A 24,174-nucleotide genomic window follows, 5' to 3' on the forward strand; every position below is an offset into this window, starting at 1 on the left:
TGAATTAATATTATTTCTTGTTCACGCGGAATTTCTCACAGCCGTCTTTCAGGAAGCCTACAATCTGACGGGCGGCAGCGATGCCGGCATTGATGTTGGCTTCGGCAGTCTGGGCACCCATTTTCTTGGGGGTGGAGAAGTAACGGCCGGGGAACTTGGAGGCGAATTCTTCGTTGGCGGCGGGCATGATGTCAGTCATGTACTTCAGGTCGGGACGCTCTTCCATCAGCCGGATAAGCCCGGCTTCGTCGATGACTTCCTTGCGGGCCGTGTTTACCAGCAGACCGCCCTTCGGCATACGGCCTACGAGAGCGTGGTTGATGGAGTTCTTCGTCTCGGCGGTGGCAGGGATGTGCAGAGAAACGACGTCGCAAGTCGAGTAAAGCTCTTCGGCACTGGCAACTGCCTTTACGCCGTCGGCTTCAATCACTTCCTTGGGGCAGAAAGCATCATAGGCATAGATGTCCATGCCGAAGCCTTTGGCCACGCGCGCCACGTTGCGGCCTACGTTGCCGTAAGCGTGAATGCCCAGCTTTTTGCCTTTCAGCTCCGTGCCCGACGTGCCGTTGTACATATTGCGCACAGCCATCACCATCAGTCCGAAAGCCAGCTCGGCCACGGCGTTGGAGTTCTGTCCGGGTGTGTTCATTACGCATACGTTGTGGGCCGTAGCGGCTTGCAGGTCTACGTTGTCGACGCCTGCGCCGGCACGTACTACAATCTTCAACTGCCTGGCAGCATCGAACACTTCGGCGTCTATGATGTCGCTGCGAATGATGATGGCGTCGGCATCGGCCACCGCTTCCAGCAATTTAGCCTTCTCGCCATACTTTTCCAACAAGACCAGTTCGTAACCGGCTGCTTCTGTTTCTTTACGGATACCGTCGACAGCCACTTTGGCGAACGGTTTGTCTGTTGCTACTACTATTTTCATAAGGATAATGTGAATGTTTTAAACGGTTGAAAAAAGAACTCACCACAGAATACACCCATCATCACAGTCATCATTCTCCGTAAGAGTATCTGTGGCAATCTGTGCAATCTGTGGTGAATAGCGATTGTTTTATTTGGATGAATGGAGTTTCTCAAATTCCTGCATGCAGTCGATCAGGGCCTGTACGCTTTCTTTCGGCATGGCATTGTAGCAGGAAGCGCGGAAACCGCCTACCGAGCGATGGCCCTTGATGCCCACCATCCCTCTTTCGGTAGCGAACTTCAGGAAGTCGGCTTCCAGTTCCTTGTATTCGGGAACCATCACGAAGCAGATGTTCATGCGCGAACGGTCTTCTTTGGCGGCCGTGCCCACGAACAGCTTGTTGCGGTCGATTTCGCTGTACAGCATGTCGGCTTTCTCGATGGCGCGGCGTTCCATTTCCTTCACACCGCCCTGAGCCTTGATCCAGCGGAGGGTCAGCATGGCCGAGTAGACGGGAAGTACGGGAGGCGTATTGAACATGGAACCGCCGTCGATATGCGTCTGATAGTTCAGCATCGTCGGGATGTAGCGGGAAACCTTGCCTACGGCCTCATTCTTCACGATGACAAACGTCACGCCGGCAGGAGCCAGGTTCTTCTGCGCACCGCCGTATATACATATATATTTGGACACGTCGACGGGACGGGAGAAGATGTCGGACGACATGTCGGCAATCATAGGCACCGGAGAATCAATGTCTTTCAGGATTTCCGTACCGTAGATGGTGTTGTTCGTCGTGATGTGGAAATAGTCGGCATCCGTCGGGATGGTATAATCCTTCGGAATATAGGTATAGGTGGCTTCTGCCGAGCTGGCCACTTCTACGGCCTCGCCGAAGCCTTTGGCCTCCTTCAGGGCTTTCTTGGCCCATACGCCGGTATTCAGATACGCAGCTTTCTTTTCGAGGAAGTTATAGGGAACCATGCAGAACTGGGTACTGGCGCCGCCGCCCAGGAACAGGACGGAATACCCGTCGGGGATGTTCAGCAATTCCTTGAACAAATCGACGGCCTCGTCTATCACGGCCTGAAAATCTTTGGAGCGATGGCTGATTTCCATGACGGACAGTCCGCTGCCGTTAAAATCCAATACACCTTTAGCTGTTTCTTCGATGACCTCACGCGGAAGAATGGAAGGTCCCGCACTGAAATTATGCTTTTTCATTGTAGCAAATATTTTGGTTAATACGATGGTTAGTTATGTCTTACGACAGGGCGAAATTACGGATTAATTTCTATAATCCAAACTTTTCCATCTCTTTATCGCTTTTATGCAGGCAAAATGTTTTCCGTTTGATTGCTTTACACGCCGTTGCCGCTCCGTTTTGCCATGTAAGTATAGCAATCGACAGGCTTACGGAAGAACTTCGGGACAAATCAGTCAGGAAAACCCGAAGCGTTTGCCGGAGTGGTTCGCGGCCCTTTTCTCCCTGTCTCGAAGGGCGCGCGGGACGATGAAAAATAGTGACAAATCGAGCCTTCGTTACGGCCGTTTTCCTTCCCTTTGCCTTCGTCGGAAAAGGGTATTCAGACCCCCGCCAGAAGGTGTTCTGAAGGGGGTTCAATCGTTTAAGTTAATCGATCATCATCGCTTAACTTAATCGATCATCATCGCTTAACTTAATCGATCATCATCGACTAACTTAATCGATCATCGTCGCTTAACTTAGTCGATCGTCGTCGATCAACTTAATCGACAGAGAAGGGTAACGGCATCGGTAATAAATATATACATAAAAGGAAAGAGGGACTTCCCGGTGAAGTGTACCGGAATGTCCCTCTTTTTCCCCGTTTCAAGTCGGGTAGGGGAGCTTCCTTACATCAGGAAGCCCAGCAGAATACCGGCCGCTACGGCCGAACCGATTACACCGGCTACGTTGGGGCCCATGGCGTGCATCAGCAGGTAGTTGGTCGGGTCGTATTCCAGACCTACCACTTGCGAGATGCGTGCCGAGTCGGGCACGGCAGATACGCCGGCATTGCCGATAAGCGGATTGATTTTGTTGCCTTTCTTCAGGAAGAGGTTGAATATCTTCACGAAGATGACGCCCGATGCAGTGGCGATGACGAACGACAGCGCACCCAGTACGAAAATCTTCACGGAGTCGAAGGTGATGAATTCGGAAGCCTGGGTGGAGGCGCCTACCGTAAGTCCCAGCAGGATGGTAATCGTGTCGATCAGCGGGCCGCTGGCTGTGTTGGCCAGTCGGCGGGTTACACCGCTTTCCTTCAGCAGGTTACCGAAGAACAGCATACCCAGCAAGGGCAGGCCGGACGGTACCAGGAACGTGGTCAGCAACAGGCCGATGATGGGGAACATGACCTTCTCCGTGTGCGAAACGACGCGCGGCGGCTTCATGCGGATCAGACGCTCGTGCTTCGTGGTGAGCAGACGCATGATGGGCGGCTGGATAACCGGCACCAGCGCCATGTAGGAATAGGCCGATACGGCGATGGCGCCCATCAGGTTCGGAGCCAGCTTCGACGACAGGAAGATGGCCGTCGGGCCGTCGGCCCCGCCGATGATGCCGATGGCGCCTGCCTGCATCGGGTCGAAGCCGATGGCAAGTGCAATCATGTAGGCGCCGAAGATACCGAACTGGGCGGAGGCGCCGATAAGCATCAGCTTCGGATTGGATATCAAGGCCGAAAAGTCCGTCATGGCCCCGATGCCCAGGAATATGAGCGGCGGGTACCAGCCGGAGGTTACTCCCTGATACAGGATGTTGAGTACGGAACCTTCTTCATAGATGCCTACTTTGAGGCCGGCTTCCATGTTGAAGGGAATGTTGCCGATGAGGATACCGAACCCGATAGGGATCAGCAGCATCGGCTCGAATTCCTTGGCTACAGCCAGGTAAATGAAAATCAAACCTACCAGGAGCATGATGACGTGGCCTGTCGTTGCGTTGGCAAAGCCCGTATAGCCCCAGAAATCGGCCAGGTTGTTTCCTATAAAAGTGATAAATTCTCCCATATTATTCGATAATTACGAGGTCAGTACCTTCGAGAACAGAATCTCCTTTGCTAACGTTGATGGCTGCAATCCTGCCGTCTTTGTCGGCATTGATGTTGTTTTCCATCTTCATGGCTTCCAGGATGATGATGGTTTGTCCCTTCTTCACGGCGTCGCCTTCCTTCACTTTGATGTCGAGGATGACACCCGGCAGCGGAGATTTCACGCCCGACTTGCCGCTCGATGCGGCTGCCGGTTTGGCGATGGGGGTAGTGGGGGCGGTAGGAGCGTCGGTGTGTACAGGACGCACTACAGGTTTAGCGGCCTTTTTCAGGACTTTTTCCATTTCCACGTTATAGGGAGTGCCGTTCACTTCCACGTGGGCGATGTTCTCTTCAATGTCTCCAATGGTAACTTTGTACAGGTTACCGTTAATCTTATATTTATATTCTTTCATCGTTTGACTTTTTTAAGAGGTGACTTTACTTTTTGTGCGGCGTTTCACGCAGCGTATAGATCTTGGAACTCCACGGCGAATAGCTGCGCTTTACGCGGGTGATGGTCAGCACGGTGTCTTCTACGTCGTGTACGTCGTTCTGCATTTCGTGCATAGCCATGGCAATGGCGGCGAGGACTTCGCCCGGAGCGTGTCCCAGCTCTTTTTCTTTGGCTTCCTGCTTGTCCGTGATGCCCTTTACCTTCATGGCATTGCGCGTACTCAGGCTGACAGACATGCGTCCGATGATGCGGAAGGCGATGTAGAGCAGGATGAGCCCTGTGAATACCACGCTCATCGCCGAGATGGCCATGCCGATGCCGATGCTGTCATGTTGCTCGAATTTTTCCTGCTTGGCGTTGCTGCTGATGGTCTTGTTGTTGGTGCTCGGCGTTACGTACTTGTCGTCTGAGGCGCCCTTAACTTCCCATTCGTCTGCTGCGTCGTTCACGCGGGCATAAGACTGGTCGGCTTGCAATGCTCCGGCCGGAATCACGACTTGATCCAATAACTTGCGGCCCGAATCGTACAGACCGATCCAGTTACTGCTTTGCGGGTCTAATATAAAATTGGTGTGGAATGTTCCGCAGTTGGGTTTGCCGTCAGCCCAGAATAAAGCATGCTGATGGGGTTTCACCACGGTCAGAACATCTCCTTTCGGGATAAAATAGGAAACGGTGTCGCCCGGATGACAGCTGAACTTCAAGTAACATCCTGCCAGGTCGGCGCTTCCATACGTTTTGTTGAATATCTCAATCCATGCGCTGTGAATGCCGTAGTCATCCTGAAAGTTGCTCACATTGTTTACGAGCACTTCGTTCAGCAGCAACTTGCTGTTCGACCTTTCTTTCCCGCAGGAAGTGAAGAAGCCAAGTGCCAACGCCAGTGAAAGAAATATTCCAATATTAAGTTTCTTCATAAATTCGATTTTATTGTCAATTTACTAATTGCTTTTTCTTTCTTAAAGCGGAATGTTTCCATGCTTCTTGGCCGGATTCGTGAGTTTCTTGGTCTGCAACTGCTGCAGGGCGCGGATGATGCGGAAACGTGTATTGCGCGGTTCGATAACATCGTCGATGTAACCATACTTGGCTGCATTGTACGGGTTGGCGAACAGTTTCGTATATTCGGCTTCCTTCTCGGCCAGAAACTCTGCGGGATTCTCGTGTTCTTTGGCTTCTCTTGCATACAGCACTTCTACGGCACCGGCACCACCCATCACGGCGATTTCGGCTGTCGGCCATGCGTAGTTCATGTCGCCACGTAGCTGTTTACAGCTCATGACGATGTGTGAACCGCCGTAAGACTTGCGCAGTGTGACCGTAACTTTGGGTACAGTGGCTTCGCCGTATGCGTAGAGCAGTTTGGCTCCGTGCAGGATGACACCGTTGTACTCCTGACCCGTGCCCGGCAGGAAGCCCGGTACGTCTACCAATGATACGATAGGAATATTGAAGGCATCGCAGAAACGTACAAAGCGTGCACCCTTGCGGGAAGCGTTGCTGTCCAGTACACCGGCCAGATACTTCGGCTGGTTGGCCACGATACCTACCGATTGTCCGTTGAAGCGGGCGAAACCGATAATGATGTTCTTTGCGTAGTCTTTCTGAATTTCCAGGAATTCACCGTTGTCCACGATGGCGCCGATTACTTCGTACATGTCATACGGTTTGTTGGGGCTGTCGGGGATAATATCATTCAATGAGTCTTCCAGACGGTCTATGGGATCTGTGCAGTCGATGTAGGGAGCCTCTTCAAGGTTGTTCTGCGGAATGTAGCTCAGCAACTTGCGAATCAGAGCCAGTGCTTCTTCTTCTGTAGCGGCAGTGAAGTGAGTTACACCAGATTTTGTGGAGTGTACGCTTGCACCACCCAGATTTTCCTGGTTTACGTCTTCACCGGTTACAGTTTTTACTACTTTCGGTCCCGTGAGGAACATATAGGATGTACCTTCCATCATCAATGTGAAGTCTGTCAGGGCAGGCGAGTAGACTGCACCGCCGGCGCAGGGACCGAAGATACCGGAAATCTGAGGAATGACACCTGAAGCCAGAATATTGCGCTGGAAAATCTCAGCATATCCGGCCAAAGCATTGATACCTTCTTGGATGCGTGCACCGCCTGAATCGTTCAAACCGATGACTGGAGCACCCATACGCATTGCCTTGTCCATGATATGGCATATCTTTAGCGACATGGTTTCGGACAATGAACCGGCCGAAACAGTGAAGTCTTGTGCAAAGATGTAAACCAAACGGCCTTCGATCGTACCGCATCCGGTTACGACCCCATCGCCAGGGTAGTGTTTCTTCTCCATGCCGAAGTTGGTACAGCGATGTTCAACGAACATGTCCATCTCCTCGAAACTGCCTTCGTCCAGCAGCATGGCTATACGCTCACGGGCTGTATATTTACCTTTTTCGTGTTGCTTGGCAATAGCCTTTTCGCCACCTCCCTGACGCGCTACAGCGCGACGGTCAATAAGCTCTTTGATTTTCTCTAATTGATTGCTCATCGTTATTAGAATTTTAGTAATTATGATTTTGGGGTTAGTTACAAACTACCGGTTACAAGCATCATCTCTGTGCAAAGCGGTCTGTTGCTTGCTGCTGATGATTTCTTTTTATTCGGGTTTCTCGCAAAGTTCAGTCAGTACACCTAAAGTTGATTTCGGGTGCAGGAAAGCGATGTTCAGACCCTCGGCACCTTTGCGGGGGGCTTTGTCTATCAGGCGGATTCCTGCTGCTTCGGCTGAAGCCAGTGCATTGGCCACGCCGTCTTCAATAGCGAAAGCCAGATGGTGCATACCACCGTTTCCGTTATTTTTTTCGATGAACTTGGCGATTGTGCTTTCTGGAGAAGTCGGTTCCAACAATTCAATCTTCACGTCGCCTACTTTCAGGAAGGCCGTTCTTACTTTCTGATCTTCAACAGTTTCGATGTTGTAGCACTTCAGACCTAAAACATTTTCGTAATACGGAAGGGCTTCTTCGATGCTTTTTACAGCGATGCCCAAATGCTCAATGTGTGAAATCTTCATAACTTTATTTTTTTTAATCGTAAATAGAATATGGGGTTGAATTCTTTGTTTCCAGTTAACATAGGAACTCTGATCCTGAAATTCCATGAAACTTGGTACAAAGAAAGTCATTTCTTGCAAAATAAAGAAATTTTTCCTCAATAAAATTAAGGTGCGAATAGAGTTTCCGAAGTCTTTTCACGCGGGTTGTTTTGGGGCTGATAGGAAAGGTTAGAGTTTCCAAATATTTCTTTTGGGTCGGTATGTAAAAAACATTAGAGAAGGCATTCTGAGACATTGAGCGAGAAGTCCTGTCAGGAATATAATCAGAATGCGATTGATAATTTGTAGGATTGAGCTATGTTTTTTCTTATGTGTTAAGATTTTATTCTTCAAGTGTCTTACATACATTTAGGAGTTTCTCGAAGCGATGGAGCAGGGTAGGTAGATTGGTTCTTGAATGATAGTCGTGCCAGATGTTTCCCAGAAAGGCGGCACCTCCGAATCCCAAACTATGTAGCAAAGGCAGTTTATCTGCAGATACACCGCCCAAAGCGATGGTTTTGTCGGTGAGGATACCTTCGGCTGAAGCTTGTCGTAGCTGTGTTTCACTGAAGCCTGAGCGATAACCTTGCTTGGAGATACTGTTGAAGATAGGACTCAGGAAGTGATAGTCGGTCTGTGGGCCATAGTAGGCGGCCTCTTCCAGGGAGTGGCACGAGCAACTCACGGTTCCTTTGAAGGCTTGGGGAGGTTGAGGATTGCGGCTATTCAGGTGAATGCCTCCCAAATGATAGCGTGCTTGTAAGGGAAAGTGGTCGTGCAGGCTGATGTGTTCATAATGTACGGGAGGGAGCTGGCAGATGAGGGCTTCGAGTTGTGCTTCACTACAGCCGGGTTTACGCAGGTGCAGGCGGTTGAGGCCCTGGTCTAAAAGGAGGGTCAACGCTTCGGCTTCGTCAGGGAGAAATTCAGGGTGAGTCAGTATAATGATTTTCATACAATCTGTTTCTACAAGTTTAAGTTTGGAGGGAAATGGCACAAAGGGCCGTATCCGCAGCCTATCCGCCATTGACTGGCGGCTTCGATGGTTTTGTCCATGTAGGCTTTGGCCAGTTGCACGGAGTCGGGAAGGGAATAGCCTTGTCCAAGGTGGGTTGCGATGGCGGACGAGAACGTACAGCCGGTGCCGTGTAGATTGTCCGTATGGATGCGGGGACTACTGAAATGGTGTGTCTGTCCGTCGAAAAGGACATCTGTCATGTACTCTCCATCCAAATGACCGCCTTTCAGGAGAAAGGCGCAGCCATAGCGCTGAAACAGTTCGGTGGCGGCATGCTCCATGTCTTGAAGGGTATGAAGACTTCTCCCTAATAGAAATGAGGCCTCGTTTAAGTTGGGTGTCACTAAGCGACATCGGGGAAATAGCTCTGTGCGGAGGGCTTCGGCAGCGTCGGGCTTCATCAGCGGATGCCCACTACTCGATAGCATCACGGGGTCAAGCACAACGGGTGTATAGGGATATTGGGACAGGCTGGCCGCCAGACCTGTTATGATGTCAGCGCGTCCTGTCATGCCGATCTTGACGGCGGTAGGGTGTAAGTCGTCCAGTACGGCTTCCGTCTGTGCGACCACGAGCGTGCCGGGCAGGTAGTCGACGGCCGTGACGCCCCTCGTGTTTTGTACGGTGACGGCCGTGATGACTGCTGCTGCATAACCTCCTAAAGCAGAGATTGTCTTGATGTCAGCTTGTATTCCAGCTCCGCCTGAGGGGTCGGAACCGGCGATGGTCAGGATGACAACTGGTGTCTGCATGGTCAGGAGTCTTGCTGTAGTTTCTCTTTCAGGAATTGGCCCGTGTAGCTGGCGGCGCAGGCAGCCACTTCTTCGGGAGTACCTGCCACAACTATATTGCCGCCACGATCGCCTCCTTCGGGGCCGAGGTCTATCACATAGTCGGCACATTTGATGACGTCTAAGTTGTGCTCGATGATGACGATGCTGTGTCCGCGTCGGATAAGGGCGTCGAAGGCTTCGAGCAACTTGCGGATGTCGTGGAAATGGAGGCCGGTGGTGGGCTCGTCGAAGATGAAGAGCGTAGGGTCTGCCTTTTCTATACTCAGGTAATAGGCCAGCTTGACGCGCTGGTTTTCACCGCCCGAGAGGGTGGACGACGACTGCCCCAGCTTGATGTAGCCCAGACCTACGTCCTGCAACGGAATGAGCTTTTTGACGATTTTCTTCTGTCCGTGCCGGCTGAAGAATTCAATGGCCTGGTCAACGGTCATCTCCAACACGTTGTAGATGTTGGCGTCGTGGAAACGCACCTCCAGTGTATCGGGCTTGAATCGCTTGCCGTGACACGACTCGCACTCCAGCACCAAATCAGCCATGAACTGCATCTCTACGGTGATGGTGCCTTCGCCTTTGCACTCCTCGCAACGGCCGCCTTCGCTATTGAAGCTGAAATAACCGGCGGTATAGCCCATCTGTTTGGCCAGTGGTTGGTCGGCATAGAGTTTGCGTATCTCGTCATAAGCCTTGAGATAGGTCACAGGGTTGCTTCGTGAAGACTTGCCGATGGGGTTCTGGTCAATGAACTCTACGTTACGCAGGTTGTGCAGGTCGCCGCCGATGCTCACGAATTCGCCCGGCCGTTCGCTGCACTCATCCAATTCACGCTTCAGGGCGCGGTAGAAGATGTCGCGCACCAGCGTACTCTTGCCCGAACCACTGACGCCCGTCACCACGGTCATTACGTTCAGGGGGAAGCGCACGTCGATTCCCTTCAGGTTGTTTTCGCGGGCGCCTTTTATCTCGATATAGTTGTTCCACGGGCGGTGTTGTGCAGGCACAGGGATGGTTTCCTCGCCCAACAGGTAGCGCACGGTGTAGCTGCTGCTATGTTTCTGCAGGCCCTTCATGTCGCCTTGATACACCACTTCGCCTCCCAAACGTCCGGCCTTGGGACCGATGTCGATAATGTAGTCGGCGGCACGGATGATTTCTTCATCGTGTTCCACGACTACCACCGTGTTGCCCAGCTGCTGGAGCTGGCGTAGGACACGAATCAGCTTGTCTGTGTCGCGGCTATGAAGGCCGATGCTGGGCTCGTCCAGTATGTAGAGGCTACCCACGAGGCTGCTGCCCAGTGAGGTAGCCAGGTTGATGCGCTGGCTTTCGCCGCCCGAAAGCGAGTTGCTCAGACGATTCAGAGTCAGGTAACCTAAGCCCACGTCGACAAGGAAGCGGATGCGGCTGTTTATCTCTGTTAGGATGCGGTTAGCTATCTGCGTTTCGTGTTCGGTTAACTTCAGACGGTCGAAGAATGTTTTCAAGTCGGTGATGGGTAGATCTACCAGCTCCGAGATGCTGCGTTCGCCTACCCGTACATAGCCAGCTTCGGGCTTCAGACGGCTACCGTGACAACGAGGACAGAGGGTCTTGCCTCGGTAGCGGGCCAGCATTACGCGGTACTGTATCTTATATTGGTTTTCCTGCAACATGCGGAAGAAGGCGTTGATGCCCTCGAAGTAAGGCGTACCTTCCCACAACATGCGGCGTTGCTCGTCGGTCAGCTGATAGTAAGGGGTGAAGATGGGAAAACCGGCCTTCTCGGCTCCGCGAATCACCATGTCGCGCCATTCGCCCATCTTTTCCCCGCGCCAACACATCACCGCCCCTTCGTAGACGGACAAAGCACGGTTGGGTACCACCAAATGTTCGTCGATGCCGATGACACGGCCGAATCCCTCGCATTCGGGGCAGGCACCCATGGGTGAGTTAAAGGAGAACATCTGGTCATTTGGCTCCTCGAAACGGATGCCGTCGGCCTCGAACTTAGTGCTGAAGCGGTAGAGACGGGTAGTGCCGTCAGATTGGTAGAAACGCAGCAGGCAGGCGCCGTCGCCCTCGTACATGGCCGTTTCTACGGAGTCGGTCAGGCGGCTCACGGTGTCTTTGGCAGCTGAGGTCGTCAGGCGGTCTATCAGTAGGAAGACGTTGTCACCCTCGTGCGGCTCGTATTCGTCAATGCGTATGGTTTGCCCGTTTACTTCCAAGCGTGTGAAACCTTGTTTGAGGTCTATGTCAAGCTGTTCCTTCATCGTGCGTCCGTGAGGCAGGAGCAGGGGAGTGAGTACGGTGAAACGTGTCCCTTCGGGATATTCCAGCATGCACTGCACGATGTCTTCCACCGAGTGTTTCTTCACCTCCTGTCCGCTGACGGGGCTGAACGTGCGTCCGATGCGAGCAAAGAGTAGGCGCAGGTATTCGTAGATTTCGGTCGATGTGCCTACGGTAGAGCGCGGGTTGCGGCTGTTCACTTTCTGTTCGATGGCGATGGCGGGCGGGATGCCTTTGATATAGTCGCACTCGGGCTTGCTCATGCGCCCCAGGAACTGGCGCGCGTAGCTGCTGAGGCTTTCCACGTAGCGTCGCTGTCCTTCTGCGTAGAGGGTATCGAAGGCCAGCGACGACTTGCCCGATCCAGACAGACCGGTGATGACCACTAACCGGTTGCGTGGTATCTCGACGTCGATATTTTTCAGGTTGTTGACGCGGGCACCTTTTATAATAATGGAGTTTTCGGTTGTCATATTGCAGTAATATAAATAGTATCGGCAAAGATAGCGAATTAATTGAGAATGGAGAATGGGGAATTTGAAAATGATGTAGGTGTATCCGTTTCCGTTTGTCATCATTCCGGCATAGTTTATTAGTATTCATCGTATTGCATTCCGGGAAGAAAAACGTTGTTTTCGCTTTTGTACTTCACCCGGTTTGCACTATCTTTGCGATGTTTTAAAAACAGACAGAAGAAATAATGAAACTGAAAAACTTATTTTTGTGCTTGTTGCTTCTGCTGACATATCCTCTCGTGTCGCAGGCACAGTTGACGAAACAGCAACGCTATCCCAAACGTGAATTCCGTGCCGCTTGGATCCAAGTAGTGAACGGACAGTTCAAGGGCATGCCGACCGAAAAGATAAAGGCTACTCTCATCAGTCAGCTGAACTCCCTGCAAGGAGCAGGCATCAATGCCATCATCTTCCAAGTGCGTCCTGAAGCCGATGCCCTTTATGCGTCGAAGCTGGAACCGTGGAGCCGTTACCTGACGGGTGTGCAGGGACAGGTGCCGCAACCTTATTGGGATCCGATGCAGTTCATGATTGCTGAGTGTCATAAGCGCGGCATGGAGTTCCACGCATGGATCAATCCCTACCGCGTGAAAACGTCGCTAGCCAATCAGCTGGTACCGCAACACATCTATAATCGCCATCCTGAGTGGTTTCTAACCTACGGCAACCAGCTCTTTTTCGATCCTGCTTTGCCGCAGAGCCGAGATTATATCTGCCAGGTAGTGAATGATATCGTGTCGCGTTATGATGTGGATGCCATCCACATGGACGACTACTTCTATCCCTATCCCACAAAAGGGCTGGAGTTTCCCGACTCGGTTAGCTTTGCCCGCTATGGGGGAGGCTTCGACAATATCGGCGACTGGCGGCGTAGCAACGTCAACTTACTCATCCGCAAAATCCATGAAACGATACGGGGTCTGAAGCCTTGGGTCAAGTTCGGCGTGTCGCCTTTCGGCATCTATCGTAACCAGTCGAGCGATCCGCTGGGCAGCAAGACTCGTGGGCTACAGAATTACGATGACCTCTATGCCGATGTTTTGCTTTGGGCACGCGAGGGTTGGATAGACTACAACATTCCGCAGATTTATTGGCAGATTGGTCATCCGGTGGCCGATTATGCCGAGTTGGTGGATTGGTGGGCCAAGCACAGCGAGGGGCGCCCACTCTTTATCGGCCAGTCGGTAGAGAATACCGTGCAGAATGCCGACCCAAAGAATCCCAATATGAACCAGCTTCCCGCCAAGATGGCTTTGCAGCGTGCCTATCAGACGATTGGTGGAAGTTGCCAGTGGTATGCCGGGGCAGTAGTAGAGAATATAGGACGGTATCGTGAAGCATTGGTGGCCGAGTATTACAAGTATCCCGCTTTGCCGCCTGTATTCGACTTTATGGATGACAAGGCTCCCGGAAAAGTACGCAAGATGAAACCAGTGTGGACTGAAGATGGCTACATCCTGTTCTGGACGGCGCCTAAATATAAGGATGAAATGGATCGCGCGGTGCGTTACGTAGTTTACCGTTTCGCCGACAAGGAAGACGTAGACATTGACGACCCGTCTCACATTGTGGCCATCACTTGTCAGTCTTGGTGCAAATTACCTTATAAGGACGGCAAGACGAAGTATCGTTACGTGGTGACTGCCCTCGACCGTTTGCACAACGAATCGAAGTCGGTGAAGAAAAAAATCAAATTATAAGTATTGGGTCTTAGGTATAAGGAATCGGGTTGAGAGTTTCTTTAGTGACTTATATTTTTTTGCCACACATCTTATATATTATATCTAATAAAGTATCAGCCCTGCTATTCCGCAAGCCACGATTATTCCGATGGGGTTCAGTTTATATTTCTTGATTCCCACAAAGGCAATGAGGAAGATGAGGCAACTGATGATGAAGGAGCGTGTGTCTTCAGTAGGCGAGCCGAAGTTTTCAACGTTCATCAATACCAATGCGGCAGATGCAAGTAAGCCCACGACTGCAGGGCGCAAGCCCGAAAATACGGCTTCTACCGTCGGATGTTTCTGATATTTCAAGAAAAATCTGCTGATAGTGAGCATCAGGATGAACGAAGGGAGTACGACGGCGAATGTCGCGATGAAGGAGCCCCATACGCTCCCTGTGGTTGTAAAGCCCACATAGGTGGCCGAGTTGATGCCGATAGGTCCGGGAGTCATTTGGCTGATAGCTACAATGTCTGTGAATTCTTGAGGAGTGAGCCATCCGTAGCGGGTCACCACTTCGCCTTGTATCATGGAGAGCATGGCGTAACCTCCTCCGAAACCGAATAATCCTATCTTGAAGAACGTATAGAACAGATGTAGATATAGCATGTTTTCAGATTTTCCTTTTGCTTTATGAATGAATGTTTTCTTTCTCTTGTTTGGATTTCCACTTTCCATAAAGAAAGCCGCCTATGCCTGCGGCAATGATGATCCAGATGGGCGAGAAGCCTAAAAGCCAAATGAGCAGGGCCGATACGATAGGTATCCACAGGTTGTATCGGTTGATGTGGGCCGACTTGCCCATGCTGAACGTGGGCGCAGCGATGAGAGCCACGACAGCCGGACGGATGCCTTTGAAGATGTGTTCCACTACGGTGTTATCCTTGAAGTTGTGGAAGAAGAGGGCTATGGCTATGATAATGAGAAATGAGGGCAGGATAGTGCCCAGTGCCGTGACGATGCTTCCCCAGATGCCGCGCAGGCGGTAGCCGATGAATATGGAGATGTTGACAGCCAAGATACCGGGCGATGACTGGGCAATGGCCAGCAGGTCGATGAAATCGTCTTTGTCTATCCAATTGCGTTTCGTCACAATTTCGTTTTCGATGAGAGGCACCATGGCATAACCTCCCCCGATGGTAAAGGCTCCTATCTTGAAGAAGATGGTGAATGCTTCCAGATAAATATTCATTTCTGTTCTTCTTTGTTTGCTATATTGTTTGAATGCTTTGAATAAGGGAAAAGACACAGATGAGATGGACATTCGGCCGTTTTACCGTTACGATCCATATCATCTATGTCTATATGTAGAGGTATATAGGGCGGACTGCTTTACGTGGGCAACCCGCCTTCTGTCGTTATTGGGCCTTTTCTTCCACCCACTTGCGGGCGTTGACGAAGGCTTCTATCCATGGTGTCACTTCATCGTGGTGCAAGCGATCGGAGGGATAGTAGGCATTTTGCCAAGGGAAGATGGCGCGTTCCAAGTGGGGCATAATGGCTAAGTGGCGTCCGTCGGGGCTGGCAATGGCAGCAGCGGAGTAGTCAGAACCGTTGGGGTTACCGGGATACTCGTCGTAGGTGTACTTGGCCACGATGTTATAGTGGTCTTCGTCGTAAGGTAGTGAGAACTTACCTTCACCGTGAGCCACCCAGATGCCTAACTTACTACCGCTCAGCGAGCCGAACATTACGCTGCGATTCGTCGGGATGGTCAGGCCCAGGAAGCGGCTCTCGAACTTGTGCGAGTCGTTGTGCAGCATGCGCCCGTGTTTTTCATCGGTGGGGTTGATGAGGTTCAGTTCCATCATCAGCTGGCAACCGTTGCATACGCCCAGCGACAGGGTGTCTTTGCGGGCATAAAACTTGTCGAGCGCCTCTTTGGCCTTGGGGTTGAAGAGGAAGGCACCTGCCCATCCCTTGGCCGAACCAAGTACGTCGGAGTTGGAGAATCCGCCGCAGAAGACAATCATGTTCACGTCTTCCAGCGTCTCGCGTCCGCTCACGAGGTCGGTCATTGTCACGTCTTTCACGTCGAAGCCGGCTAAGTAGAGCGAGTAGGCCATTTCGCGTTCGCCGTTCGTTCCTTTCTCGCGGATGATGGCGGCTCGGATGCCGCTCGAAGCACGGCGGTCTGGACTGATGCCATATTGCGAGAGCTTGCCGGTGAATTTTGGCATGAAGGTCAGCTCCATGGGTTGCATCTTGTAGTTCTCAAAACGTATCTTAGCACAACCATTCATCGACTGACGACGATCGAGCAGGTAGGAAGTAGAGTACCATACGTCGCGTATGTGGTCAATGCCGAACTGGTAGGTGGCACCGTTTTTCTCTACAAGGATGTGGCGTTCGTCGGTCGGCTTGCCAATCTTCACGAAGCCCACGCCTGCGTTTTCGAGTATCTTCTTCACCTCCTCCTTGTGCTTGTCGGCCACTTGGATGACGATGCCTGGGTTTTCGGCAAAGAGTATCTTGATTAGGTCGTTTTCCTTGATATTGTTGAGGCTGATTTCCATACCGCCTTCCATGTTGGAGAAGCACATTTCGAGCAGGGTGGTGATAAGGCCACCGGCCGAGATGTCGTGCCCAGCCAAGATGAGGCCCTTGTTCACCAGCTCCTGAACGGCCAAGAAGGCATCGCGGAAGTATTCGGGGTTTTGTACGGTAGGCACGTCATCGCCCACTTTACCCAACGATTGGGCGAAAGCCGAGCCACCCACCTTCAGATTGTCGAAGCTGAAATCAATGTGGTAGATCGTCGTCTTGTGGTCGTTCACCAGCACGGGCGAAACTACTTTCTTTACGTCGCTCACTTCACCGCCAGCCGATACGATAACCGTACCCGGAGCGATGACCTTGCTTCCGTCGGGATATTTCTGTGTCATGGAGAGAGAGTCCTTGCCGGTAGGTACGTTGATTTGCAGGGCACAACAGAAGTCGCTCAACGCCTTGACGGCCGTGTAGAGGCGTGCGTCCTCGCCTTCCTGCGAACGACAGGGCCACATCCAGTTAGCCGAGAGCGATACACTGTCGAGGCCTTCGGCCAGCGGAGCCCATACGAGGTTAGTCAGAGCCTCACTCACGGAGAGTACGGAGCCTGCGGCCGGATTAGCTAATGCGGCCTGCGGAGCATGACCCAACGAAGTGGCGATGCCTGCTTTGCCTCGGTAATCGAGAGCCACGACGCCGCAATCGCTTAACGGTAACTGGAGCTCGCCCACGCATTGTTGGCGGGCAATCTTCCCTGTTACGGAACGGTCAACCTTGTTAGTCAACCAGTCCTTGCAGGCTACGGCTTCTAATTGGAGCACGTTGGCTAAGTATTCATGAAGCTTGGAGAGTTCATAGGTAGGCATCTTGTAATGACGTTCTACGGTCTTGTCCACCATATACGTTTTGGGTGAGGATCCAAACATCTGCTCGACGGCCAGGTCGAAGGGGCGTACACCGTCGGCCTGCTCGAAGCAGAAGCGGTGATCGCCGGTCGTCTCGCCCACGACATACATCGGGGCACGTTCGCGTTCGGCAATCTTACGCACGTGTTCGATGGCTTCCTCCTTGATAAGCAATCCCATGCGCTCTTGGCTTTCGTTGGCAATGATTTCCTTGGCCGAGAGGGTTTTGTCTCCGATGGGCAGCTTGTTCATGTCGATGTGTCCGCCACACTCTTCCACTAACTCGCTGAGGCAGTTTACGTGTCCGGCCGAGCCATGGTCGTGGATGGAAACCACAGGGTTTACATCTTCCTCACAGAGGGCGCGCACCACGTTATAGGCGCGCTTTTGCATCTCGGCATTAGCGCGTTGTACAGCGTTCAACTCAATGCCGCTACTGTAGCGGCCGGTATCAACGGACGATACGGAGCCGCCGCCCAAGCCGATGCGATAGTTGTCGCCACCCATCACCACGATCTTGTTGCCTGCTTCTGGTTTGCCCTTGAGGCAATCACGTTGAGTACCGTAACCTACACCTCCGGCTAGCATGATGACCTTGTCGTAGCCATAAACTTCTTCCTTTTCCTTATGTTCGAAGGTCAGCACCGAACCGCAGATGAGCGGTTGGCCAAACTTATTGCCGAAGTCGCTGGCACCGTTCGACGCTTTGATGAGGATTTGTTCGGGTGTCTGGTACAGCCATTTGCGCACGGGCAGGATTTCTTCCCACTTACGTCCTTCCTCCGTGCGGGGGTAGGAAGTCATGTAGACGGCCGTACCGGCGATGGGCCAGGAGCCTTTTCCGCCGCCCATACGGTCGCGGATTTCACCGCCTGTGCCAGTCGATGCACCGTTGAATGGCTCTACAGTGGTGGGGAAGTTGTGCGTCTCGGCCTTCAGGGAGATAACACTCTTGATATCCTTCACTTTGAAGTAGTCAGGTTTGGAGTGGTCTGTGGGAGCGAACTGCTCGATGACAGGGCCTTCGGCAAAGGCCACATTGTCCTTGTAGGCCGATATGATTTTGTTGGGATTTTCCTGTGTAGTCTTTTTGATCATTTGGAAGAGCGAAGATTCTTGCTCCACGCCATCAATGATGAACGTACCGCCAAAGATCTTGTGGCGGCAATGCTCGGAATTGATTTGAGCGAAACCGAACACTTCGGAGTCGGTCAGCGGGCGGCCAAGGTCTTTCTCCACCTTCTTCAGGTAGTCCATTTCCTCTTTCGAGAGGGCCAGACCTTCCTGCTCATTGTAGGCCTTGAGATCTTCGATGTGAACGATGGGCTCGGGCCTGCGGTTGGTAGTGAACACCTGTTGATCCAGTCCTTTGTACATGCGTTGGAGCATGGGGTCGTACTCAGCGTTCTCGTCGGCCACGGGAAAGTATTCTTCAATGCGTGTGATGCCTGTCAATCCCATGTTTTGAGTAATTTCCACAGCGTTCGTACTCCAAGGAGTAATCATTTCGCGGCGGGGCCCCACGAAATAGCCTTTCAGGTTTTCTTCACTTTCAGGGGTGGCTTCTCCAAAAAGCCAGCAGAGCTTTTCGCTGTCTGTTTTTGAGATGGCGTGTTCGCTTGCGGCGGCAATCACGCTTTTCTGAGGAGTTCTATAAAAAGAAATCATATTTTATAGCGCTATAAATGATGATAATAATTGTTGTCGTTTCAGACATAGGGGTGAATGCATTTCCCTATCCTTTCATGTTGCAAAGATAGTGCATGCCGAGGGAAATACAAAAACGAAAACATAGTTTTTGGCTTTTACTTCCGAGAGACTATTGATCTCTCTCGTATAGGCCGAGAAGAATAAAAAAACCACCTTTTCTAAAGGCAGGGATTTTAAGAGGTACCTGGCGGATTCGAACCGCCGTACACGGTTTTGCAGACCGCTGACTAAGCCACTCATCCAAGGTACCAGAGTCAATTCACAAGGGTATTTTCCTGATTACGGCTGCAAAGGTAGTATAATTTTTCTAATTACCAACTATCTGTAGCCTTTTTTCTTCATTTCTTTCTTCATAGTCGCGTTATAGTCGCCGGTATCATTTTGTCTGCTTACCAACTCTTCCTTATTATACATAGAAAAACAGCTTGTGGGTTTATCTATGCCTAATGCAGCATCAGGTATAGATAATACCCACAAACAATAGCGTAATCCACTCCTGTGTGGAGAGAGTTACGCTATAGAGGAATAAGGTGGGGAGCGCCCACGTCTTCATTGCCTTTCAGGGTTGGAAGGTAGATCAGTCTTTGTAAATGGCTTTCTTGCCTGCCAGCAGGGTGTTTTTCATTAGCGAAACGATGGTCATGGGACCTACGCCACCTGGTACAGGGGTGATGAACGAGCACTTGGAGGCCACTTCATCGAACTTTACGTCGCCAGTCAGTTTGAATCCAGATTTCTTGGTAGCATCGGGTACTCGGGTGGTACCTACGTCAATTACGACAGCGCCCTTTTTCACCATTTCCGCCTTTACGAAGTTAGGTTGGCCCATAGCGGCAATGATGATGTCTGCTTCTTGGCATTCTTTTACCAATTCACGGCTGTGGCTGTGGCAAACGGTAACGGTAGCGTCGCCAGGATAAGCTTTCTGCATCATTAGCATAGCCATCGGTTTGCCTACAATATTGCTACGCCCCAGGATGACGCACTTCTTGCCTTTCGTGTCGATTTTGTAGCGCTTCAGCAGTTCAAGGATGCCGTTCGGCGTGGCTGACACATAGCAAGGCAGACCGATGGAGAGGCGTCCTACGTTGATGGGATGGAAGCCATCCACGTCTTTGCGGTAGTCGATGGTTTCGATTACTTTCTGTTCGGAAATGTGCTTGGGTAGGGGGAGCTGTACAATGAAGCCGTCCACGTCAGGGTCGTTGTTCAGTTCACGTACCTTGACCAGCAGTTCTTCTTCGGTCACGTTAGCTTCGTAGCGGATAACACTCGACTTGAAACCGCATACTTCGCAAGCCTTTACTTTGGCGGCTACGTAAGTTTCGCTACCGCCGTCATGTCCAACCAAGATGGCGGTTAGGTGGGGACGTTTGCCTCCACGAGTCACGATTTCCGCCACTTCGGCGGCAATCTCCTGTTTCAATTGTTCTGAAATGGCTTTTCCGTCTATTAAGGTCATTTTTTTGTGTTTTAGTGATAATATATAAATATCGAAAAAATAACGGATTTGGGTAAATAAACCAAGAAGCGTCGAAAGCTATGTGATATAAAAGGACATGGAGGATATAAAACTAACAAAAATTGTTTTCTGTTTTTAGTTTGTAACCTCTGTACTCTAGGAGTATAACAGATATTCGTTATATCTACATTTATTACTTCAGTTTTGGCATCATCATCTTGCCCATCTTGCTACCGGTAACCATCTTCATCATCTTGCGAGTCTGGTCGAACTGCTTCAACAGGCGATTTACCTCCTGGATGTTCGTACCGCTACCCTTGGCGATGCGCTGGCGGCGTGATCCGTTCAGAATTTCTGGGTTGGTACGTTCCTTCGGTGTCATGGAGTTGATAATGGCTTCGATGCTCTTGAAGGCGTTGTCGTCGATGTCGATGTTTTTGATAGCTTTGCCTACACCCGGTATCATGGAGGCCAGTTCTTTCAGATTACCCATCTTTTTGATTTGCTGAATTTGGCTCATGAAGTCGTTGAAGTCGAACTGATTCTTCTGAATCTTCTTCTGCAGGCGTTTGGCTTCTTCCTCCTCGTACTGTTCCTGTGCACGTTCTACCAGTGACACGATATCACCCATACCCAGAATACGGTCGGCCATACGGCTGGGGTGAAATTGGTCAATAGCGTCAAGTTTCTCGCCGGTACCCACAAACTTGATGGGTTTGTTTACTACTGAATGGATGGAAAGAGCTGCACCGCCACGGGTATCACCGTCGAGCTTGGTCAGTACCACACCGTTGAAGTCCAGTCGATCGTTGAATTCCTTGGCTGTGTTCACGGCATCCTGACCAGTCATAGCATCGACTACGAAAAGAATTTCATTGGGGATGATAGCCTGCTTGATGGCGGCTATCTCATTCATCATTTCCTCGTCTATAGCCAAACGACCAGCAGTATCAACGATGACTAAGTCGTAACCTTTGGTCTTAGCTTCCTGAATGGCATTCTGTGCAATCTTCACAGGATCTTTGCTGTCCAATTCACAGTACATGGGTACTTCGATTTGCTCAGCCAATATGCGCAGTTGTTTGATAGCGGCAGGGCGGTAGACGTCGCAGGCCACGAGCAGCGGTTTGCAGTTCTTTTTCATCTTGAACATGCGAGCCAGCTTTCCTGAGAAGGTTGTCTTACCCGAACCTTGCAGACCCGACATCAGGATGACTGTCGGTTTGCCACTCAAGTCAATTTCGGCAGTTTCGCCACCCATTAATTGGGTCAGTTCATCGTGGACGATTTTTACCATCAGTTGACTGGGCTTGACGGCGGTGAGTACGTTTTGTCCCATGGCTTTTGCCTTGACGGTGTCGGTAAATTTTTTGGCCACTTTGTAATTGACATCGGCGTCAAGCAAGGCTTTGAGTACGTCTTTTAAGGTTTCGGCTACATTAATTTCGGTGATTCTGCCTTCACCTTTCAATATCTTGAACGACCGTTCGAGCCGTTCGCTTAAGTTATCGAACATAAGGTATTATCAATTATTCATTGTAAATGATTCACTATTTTCAACCGTTCATGCTCATGAGGAATTCCTCATTGTCTTTGGCTTTTTCCAGACGATCCTTCACAAAGTCCATGGCTTCGAGAGCGTTCATATCGGCGAGGTACTTGCGCAGAATCCACATGCGGTCGAGTGTTTGCTTGTCTTGCAGCAGGTCGTCGCGGCGTGTGCTCGAAGCAATGATGTTAACGGCGGGGAAGATGCGCTTATTGGCCAGGTTGCGGTCAAGCTGGAGTTCCATGTTGCCCGTACCTTTGAATTCTTCGAAAATCACTTCGTCCATCTTGGAACCGGTATCAATCAGGGCGGTAGCCAAAATGGTGAGCGAACCGCCACCTTCGATATTGCGGGCAGCACCGAAGAAACGTTTGGGCTTGTGCAGCGCATTGGCATCTACGCCACCTGAGAGTACTTTGCCCGATGCGGGGGAAACCGTGTTGTAGGCGCGTGCCAAGCGAGTAATGGAGTCGAGGAAAATGACCACGTCGTGCCCGCATTCCACCATGCGTTTAGCCTTTTCCAGTACGATGCCGGCAATCTTTACGTGTCGTTCGGCGGGCTCGTCAAAGGTCGAAGCGATGACTTCGGCGTTGACAGTGCGGGCCATGTCGGTCACTTCTTCAGGGCGTTCGTCAATGAGCAGCATAATCATATATACCTCGGGATGGTTGGCTGCGATTGCGTTGGCGATGTCCTTCATCAAGATGGTCTTACCTGTCTTTGGCTGTGCTACGATGAGGGCTCGCTGTCCCTTGCCAATGGGAGCGAAGAGATCTACCACACGAGCTGAAAGCGAGTCGCTGTATCCGCCTTTACAAAGTTTGAACTTTTCGTCGGGGAAGAGTGGCGTGAGGTGCTCAAAAGGAACGCGGTCACGTATAAAAGCCGGATCGCGGCCATTGATTTTAGAAACCTTTACCAACGGGAAGTATTTTTCTCCTTCTTTTGGCGGACGGATGACACCGTCTACTACGTCGCCCGTTTTCAAACCGAATAGCTTGATTTGCGATTGCGATACGTAGATATCGTCGGGCGAAGAGAGGTAATTGTAGTCCGACGAACGGAGGAAACCGTATCCGTCAGGCATGATTTCCAATACACCGATACCATCAAGTATGTCGTCGAAGTCGTATGCCTTTTCATGTTCAGGCTGTTTGCGCTCCGGCTGAGGCTGCGGAGTATTCTCTGCATTATGGGGCTGGATGGCTCGTTGTTGGGGTTGAGCGGCAGGACGCTGTTGTTGGTTGTTATTGTTATTCTTGTTTTCGGTATTGTTGTCACGACGAATGCGCGGACGTTGCTGCGGTTGTTTGTGTGGAGCCGGTGCTTGTACGGGTGGTTCTACACGGGTTGCTTCGAATTTACCGATCAGTTCAGAAGGCAGTTCTATTTTTTCAGTCGGAAGGTCTTCAATGGGAATGAAGTCGTTATCTGCATTGACCGGAAGTGGCATCTTGTCTTGAGGTTCTGTCGTTTCGACCTTAACCGTTTTCTCTTTTTCAGCTACCACTGCTTTGGGAGCTTCCTTTTCTTTTTCGTTTACTGATGGTTCAGCAACGGTTTCATTTTCTTTTTTCTCTGCTGTCTTTTTCTCTTCTGCCTTAATCTTGCGTGGACGTCCGGGTTTGCGTTTGGTCGATTCGGCATTTTCTTCCGTCTTGTTTGTGCTTTCTACGACTGGTTGGGTAGGAGCAACAGTAGCTTTTTCAATGGTAGGAGCTTCGTTTGGATTGGGCTTGCTCAGCTCTCCGTTTTTGTCTGCCGAGAAAACTTTATCCACGTTGTCCTTCTTAACGGTGACGCGTGATCTTTTTTGGCGTTCGTTCTTACGTTCTTCTTTTTGTTTGTCGGCAGCGACTTTCTTGGTTGCACCCACAATGGCTTGTTCGTCAAGAATCTTGTAGACCAACTCTTCTTTTTTGAGTGATTCGGTCTTTTTGATACCTAATTCCTGCGCAATACTTTGAAGTTCCGACAAACTTTTGTCGTTCAGTTGAATAATATTGTACATATATATGTGTATAAATTATATTGTATAGGAAGGGGATCGCTTACTTAAAGCAACCGTTGCCAACAATTAAGCTGAACCACCTTTTTGAAATCTATTTATTTAAATAGGGATTATTTTTAGTCTATTGATGTCTTTTCAACGGCGCAAAGATAGAGAATTATTTTTGATTTCACATACAATCGGCCTGTTTTTTTAATAGAATATCTTATCTTTGTTTCGTGATAAACGTTTAAT

The 24,174-nt window shown here is 50.8% G+C and carries 17 protein-coding genes and 1 tRNA gene; 1 reads left to right on the plus strand and 17 read right to left on the minus strand.

Going from position 1 to position 24,174, the window contains the following annotated elements; all coding sequences use genetic code 11:
- Positions 1-10: 10 nt before the first annotated feature.
- The 10 genes from Q0Z70_RS02700 to uvrA all read right to left on the minus strand — a co-directional run bounded on the left by Q0Z70_RS02700 (position 11) and on the right by uvrA (position 12,044).
- Positions 11-934, minus strand: a complete 924-nt coding sequence (locus Q0Z70_RS02700) for an NAD(P)-dependent oxidoreductase (protein ID WP_298072413.1) — start codon at positions 932-934, stop codon at positions 11-13.
- 129 nt (positions 935-1,063) lie between these two features.
- Positions 1,064-2,140 (minus strand): 3-phosphoserine/phosphohydroxythreonine transaminase, encoded by a 1,077-nt coding sequence (gene serC, locus Q0Z70_RS02705; protein ID WP_298072414.1) that lies wholly within the window; start codon positions 2,138-2,140, stop codon positions 1,064-1,066.
- A 651-nt stretch (positions 2,141-2,791) separates the two neighbouring features.
- A complete protein-coding gene (locus tag Q0Z70_RS02710; protein WP_298072416.1) occupies positions 2,792-3,952 on the minus strand; it encodes a sodium ion-translocating decarboxylase subunit beta in 1,161 nt (386 codons plus the stop codon).
- 1 nt (position 3,953) lies between these two features.
- Complete coding sequence (locus Q0Z70_RS02715; RefSeq protein ID WP_298072418.1) at positions 3,954-4,388, minus strand: biotin/lipoyl-containing protein; 435 nt, start codon at positions 4,386-4,388, stop codon at positions 3,954-3,956.
- A gap of 25 nt (positions 4,389-4,413) precedes the next feature.
- Positions 4,414-5,346: an OadG family transporter subunit gene (locus tag Q0Z70_RS02720; RefSeq protein ID WP_298072420.1), complete on the minus strand. Its 933-nt coding sequence runs from the start codon at positions 5,344-5,346 to the stop codon at positions 4,414-4,416.
- A gap of 42 nt (positions 5,347-5,388) precedes the next feature.
- The gene (locus tag Q0Z70_RS02725; protein ID WP_298072422.1) at positions 5,389-6,942 is read right to left on the minus strand and encodes an acyl-CoA carboxylase subunit beta; all 1,554 of its coding nucleotides are present in this window, start codon (positions 6,940-6,942) and stop codon (positions 5,389-5,391) included.
- 108 nt (positions 6,943-7,050) lie between these two features.
- A complete protein-coding gene (gene mce / locus Q0Z70_RS02730) occupies positions 7,051-7,467 on the minus strand; it encodes a methylmalonyl-CoA epimerase (RefSeq protein WP_021847717.1) in 417 nt (138 codons plus the stop codon).
- 364 nt (positions 7,468-7,831) lie between these two features.
- Positions 7,832-8,446 carry a thiamine phosphate synthase gene (locus Q0Z70_RS02735; protein ID WP_298072424.1) on the minus strand — a complete coding sequence of 205 codons (615 nt, stop codon included), beginning with the start codon at positions 8,444-8,446 and terminating at the stop codon, positions 7,832-7,834.
- An 11-nt stretch (positions 8,447-8,457) separates the two neighbouring features.
- The gene (thiD, locus tag Q0Z70_RS02740) at positions 8,458-9,261 is read right to left on the minus strand and encodes a bifunctional hydroxymethylpyrimidine kinase/phosphomethylpyrimidine kinase (RefSeq protein ID WP_298072426.1); all 804 of its coding nucleotides are present in this window, start codon (positions 9,259-9,261) and stop codon (positions 8,458-8,460) included.
- A 2-nt stretch (positions 9,262-9,263) separates the two neighbouring features.
- A complete protein-coding gene (gene uvrA / locus Q0Z70_RS02745; RefSeq protein WP_298072428.1) occupies positions 9,264-12,044 on the minus strand; it encodes an excinuclease ABC subunit UvrA in 2,781 nt (926 codons plus the stop codon).
- A gap of 227 nt (positions 12,045-12,271) precedes the next feature.
- Here uvrA and Q0Z70_RS02750 point away from each other — a divergent pair, with 227 nt between their 5' ends.
- Positions 12,272-13,786, plus strand: a complete 1,515-nt coding sequence (locus tag Q0Z70_RS02750; protein ID WP_298072430.1) for a family 10 glycosylhydrolase — start codon at positions 12,272-12,274, stop codon at positions 13,784-13,786.
- Positions 13,787-13,870: 84 nt separating this feature from the next.
- Here Q0Z70_RS02750 and Q0Z70_RS02755 read toward each other — a convergent pair whose 3' ends face one another.
- The 7 genes from Q0Z70_RS02755 to rho all read right to left on the minus strand — a co-directional run bounded on the left by Q0Z70_RS02755 (position 13,871) and on the right by rho (position 23,940).
- The gene (locus Q0Z70_RS02755) at positions 13,871-14,419 is read right to left on the minus strand and encodes a chromate transporter (RefSeq protein WP_298072433.1); all 549 of its coding nucleotides are present in this window, start codon (positions 14,417-14,419) and stop codon (positions 13,871-13,873) included.
- Positions 14,420-14,441: 22 nt separating this feature from the next.
- A complete protein-coding gene (locus tag Q0Z70_RS02760; RefSeq protein ID WP_298072435.1) occupies positions 14,442-15,002 on the minus strand; it encodes a chromate transporter in 561 nt (186 codons plus the stop codon).
- Between the two features lie 166 nt (positions 15,003-15,168).
- The gene (gene purL / locus Q0Z70_RS02765; RefSeq protein ID WP_298072437.1) at positions 15,169-18,873 is read right to left on the minus strand and encodes a phosphoribosylformylglycinamidine synthase; all 3,705 of its coding nucleotides are present in this window, start codon (positions 18,871-18,873) and stop codon (positions 15,169-15,171) included.
- A 220-nt stretch (positions 18,874-19,093) separates the two neighbouring features.
- Positions 19,094-19,165, minus strand: a tRNA-Cys gene (locus Q0Z70_RS02770).
- Positions 19,166-19,492: 327 nt separating this feature from the next.
- A complete protein-coding gene (gene folD / locus Q0Z70_RS02775; RefSeq protein WP_298072439.1) occupies positions 19,493-20,377 on the minus strand; it encodes a bifunctional methylenetetrahydrofolate dehydrogenase/methenyltetrahydrofolate cyclohydrolase FolD in 885 nt (294 codons plus the stop codon).
- Positions 20,378-20,570: 193 nt separating this feature from the next.
- The gene (gene ffh, locus Q0Z70_RS02780) at positions 20,571-21,893 is read right to left on the minus strand and encodes a signal recognition particle protein (protein WP_298072441.1); all 1,323 of its coding nucleotides are present in this window, start codon (positions 21,891-21,893) and stop codon (positions 20,571-20,573) included.
- Positions 21,894-21,933: 40 nt separating this feature from the next.
- Positions 21,934-23,940: a transcription termination factor Rho gene (gene rho, locus Q0Z70_RS02785; protein ID WP_298072443.1), complete on the minus strand. Its 2,007-nt coding sequence runs from the start codon at positions 23,938-23,940 to the stop codon at positions 21,934-21,936.
- Positions 23,941-24,174: the final 234 nt, after the last annotated feature.

The sequence above is a fragment of the uncultured Bacteroides sp. genome, from assembly GCF_947632445.1.
GTDB lineage: Bacteria > Bacteroidota > Bacteroidia > Bacteroidales > Bacteroidaceae > Bacteroides.

Bases quoted from the DNA above. Each gene is read 5' to 3' on its own strand.
- Q0Z70_RS02700 (WP_298072413.1), bottom strand. From the start codon at position 934: ATGAAAATAGTAGTAGCAACAGACAAACCGTTCGCCAAAGTGGCTGTC.
- serC (WP_298072414.1), bottom strand. From the start codon at position 2,140: ATGAAAAAGCATAATTTCAGTGCGGGACCTTCCATTCTTCCGCGTGAG.
- Q0Z70_RS02710 (WP_298072416.1), bottom strand. From the start codon at position 3,952: ATGGGAGAATTTATCACTTTTATAGGAAACAACCTGGCCGATTTCTGG.
- Q0Z70_RS02715 (WP_298072418.1), bottom strand. From the start codon at position 4,388: ATGAAAGAATATAAATATAAGATTAACGGTAACCTGTACAAAGTTACC.
- Q0Z70_RS02720 (WP_298072420.1), bottom strand. From the start codon at position 5,346: ATGAAGAAACTTAATATTGGAATATTTCTTTCACTGGCGTTGGCACTT.
- Q0Z70_RS02725 (WP_298072422.1), bottom strand. From the start codon at position 6,942: ATGAGCAATCAATTAGAGAAAATCAAAGAGCTTATTGACCGTCGCGCT.
- mce (WP_021847717.1), bottom strand. From the start codon at position 7,467: ATGAAGATTTCACACATTGAGCATTTGGGCATCGCTGTAAAAAGCATC.
- Q0Z70_RS02735 (WP_298072424.1), bottom strand. From the start codon at position 8,446: ATGAAAATCATTATACTGACTCACCCTGAATTTCTCCCTGACGAAGCC.
- thiD (WP_298072426.1), bottom strand. From the start codon at position 9,261: ATGCAGACACCAGTTGTCATCCTGACCATCGCCGGTTCCGACCCCTCA.
- uvrA (WP_298072428.1), bottom strand. From the start codon at position 12,044: ATGACAACCGAAAACTCCATTATTATAAAAGGTGCCCGCGTCAACAAC.
- Q0Z70_RS02750 (WP_298072430.1), top strand. From the start codon at position 12,272: ATGAAACTGAAAAACTTATTTTTGTGCTTGTTGCTTCTGCTGACATAT.
- Q0Z70_RS02755 (WP_298072433.1), bottom strand. From the start codon at position 14,419: ATGCTATATCTACATCTGTTCTATACGTTCTTCAAGATAGGATTATTC.
- Q0Z70_RS02760 (WP_298072435.1), bottom strand. From the start codon at position 15,002: ATGAATATTTATCTGGAAGCATTCACCATCTTCTTCAAGATAGGAGCC.
- purL (WP_298072437.1), bottom strand. From the start codon at position 18,873: ATGATTTCTTTTTATAGAACTCCTCAGAAAAGCGTGATTGCCGCCGCA.
- folD (WP_298072439.1), bottom strand. From the start codon at position 20,377: ATGACCTTAATAGACGGAAAAGCCATTTCAGAACAATTGAAACAGGAG.
- ffh (WP_298072441.1), bottom strand. From the start codon at position 21,893: ATGTTCGATAACTTAAGCGAACGGCTCGAACGGTCGTTCAAGATATTG.
- rho (WP_298072443.1), bottom strand. From the start codon at position 23,940: ATGTACAATATTATTCAACTGAACGACAAAAGTTTGTCGGAACTTCAA.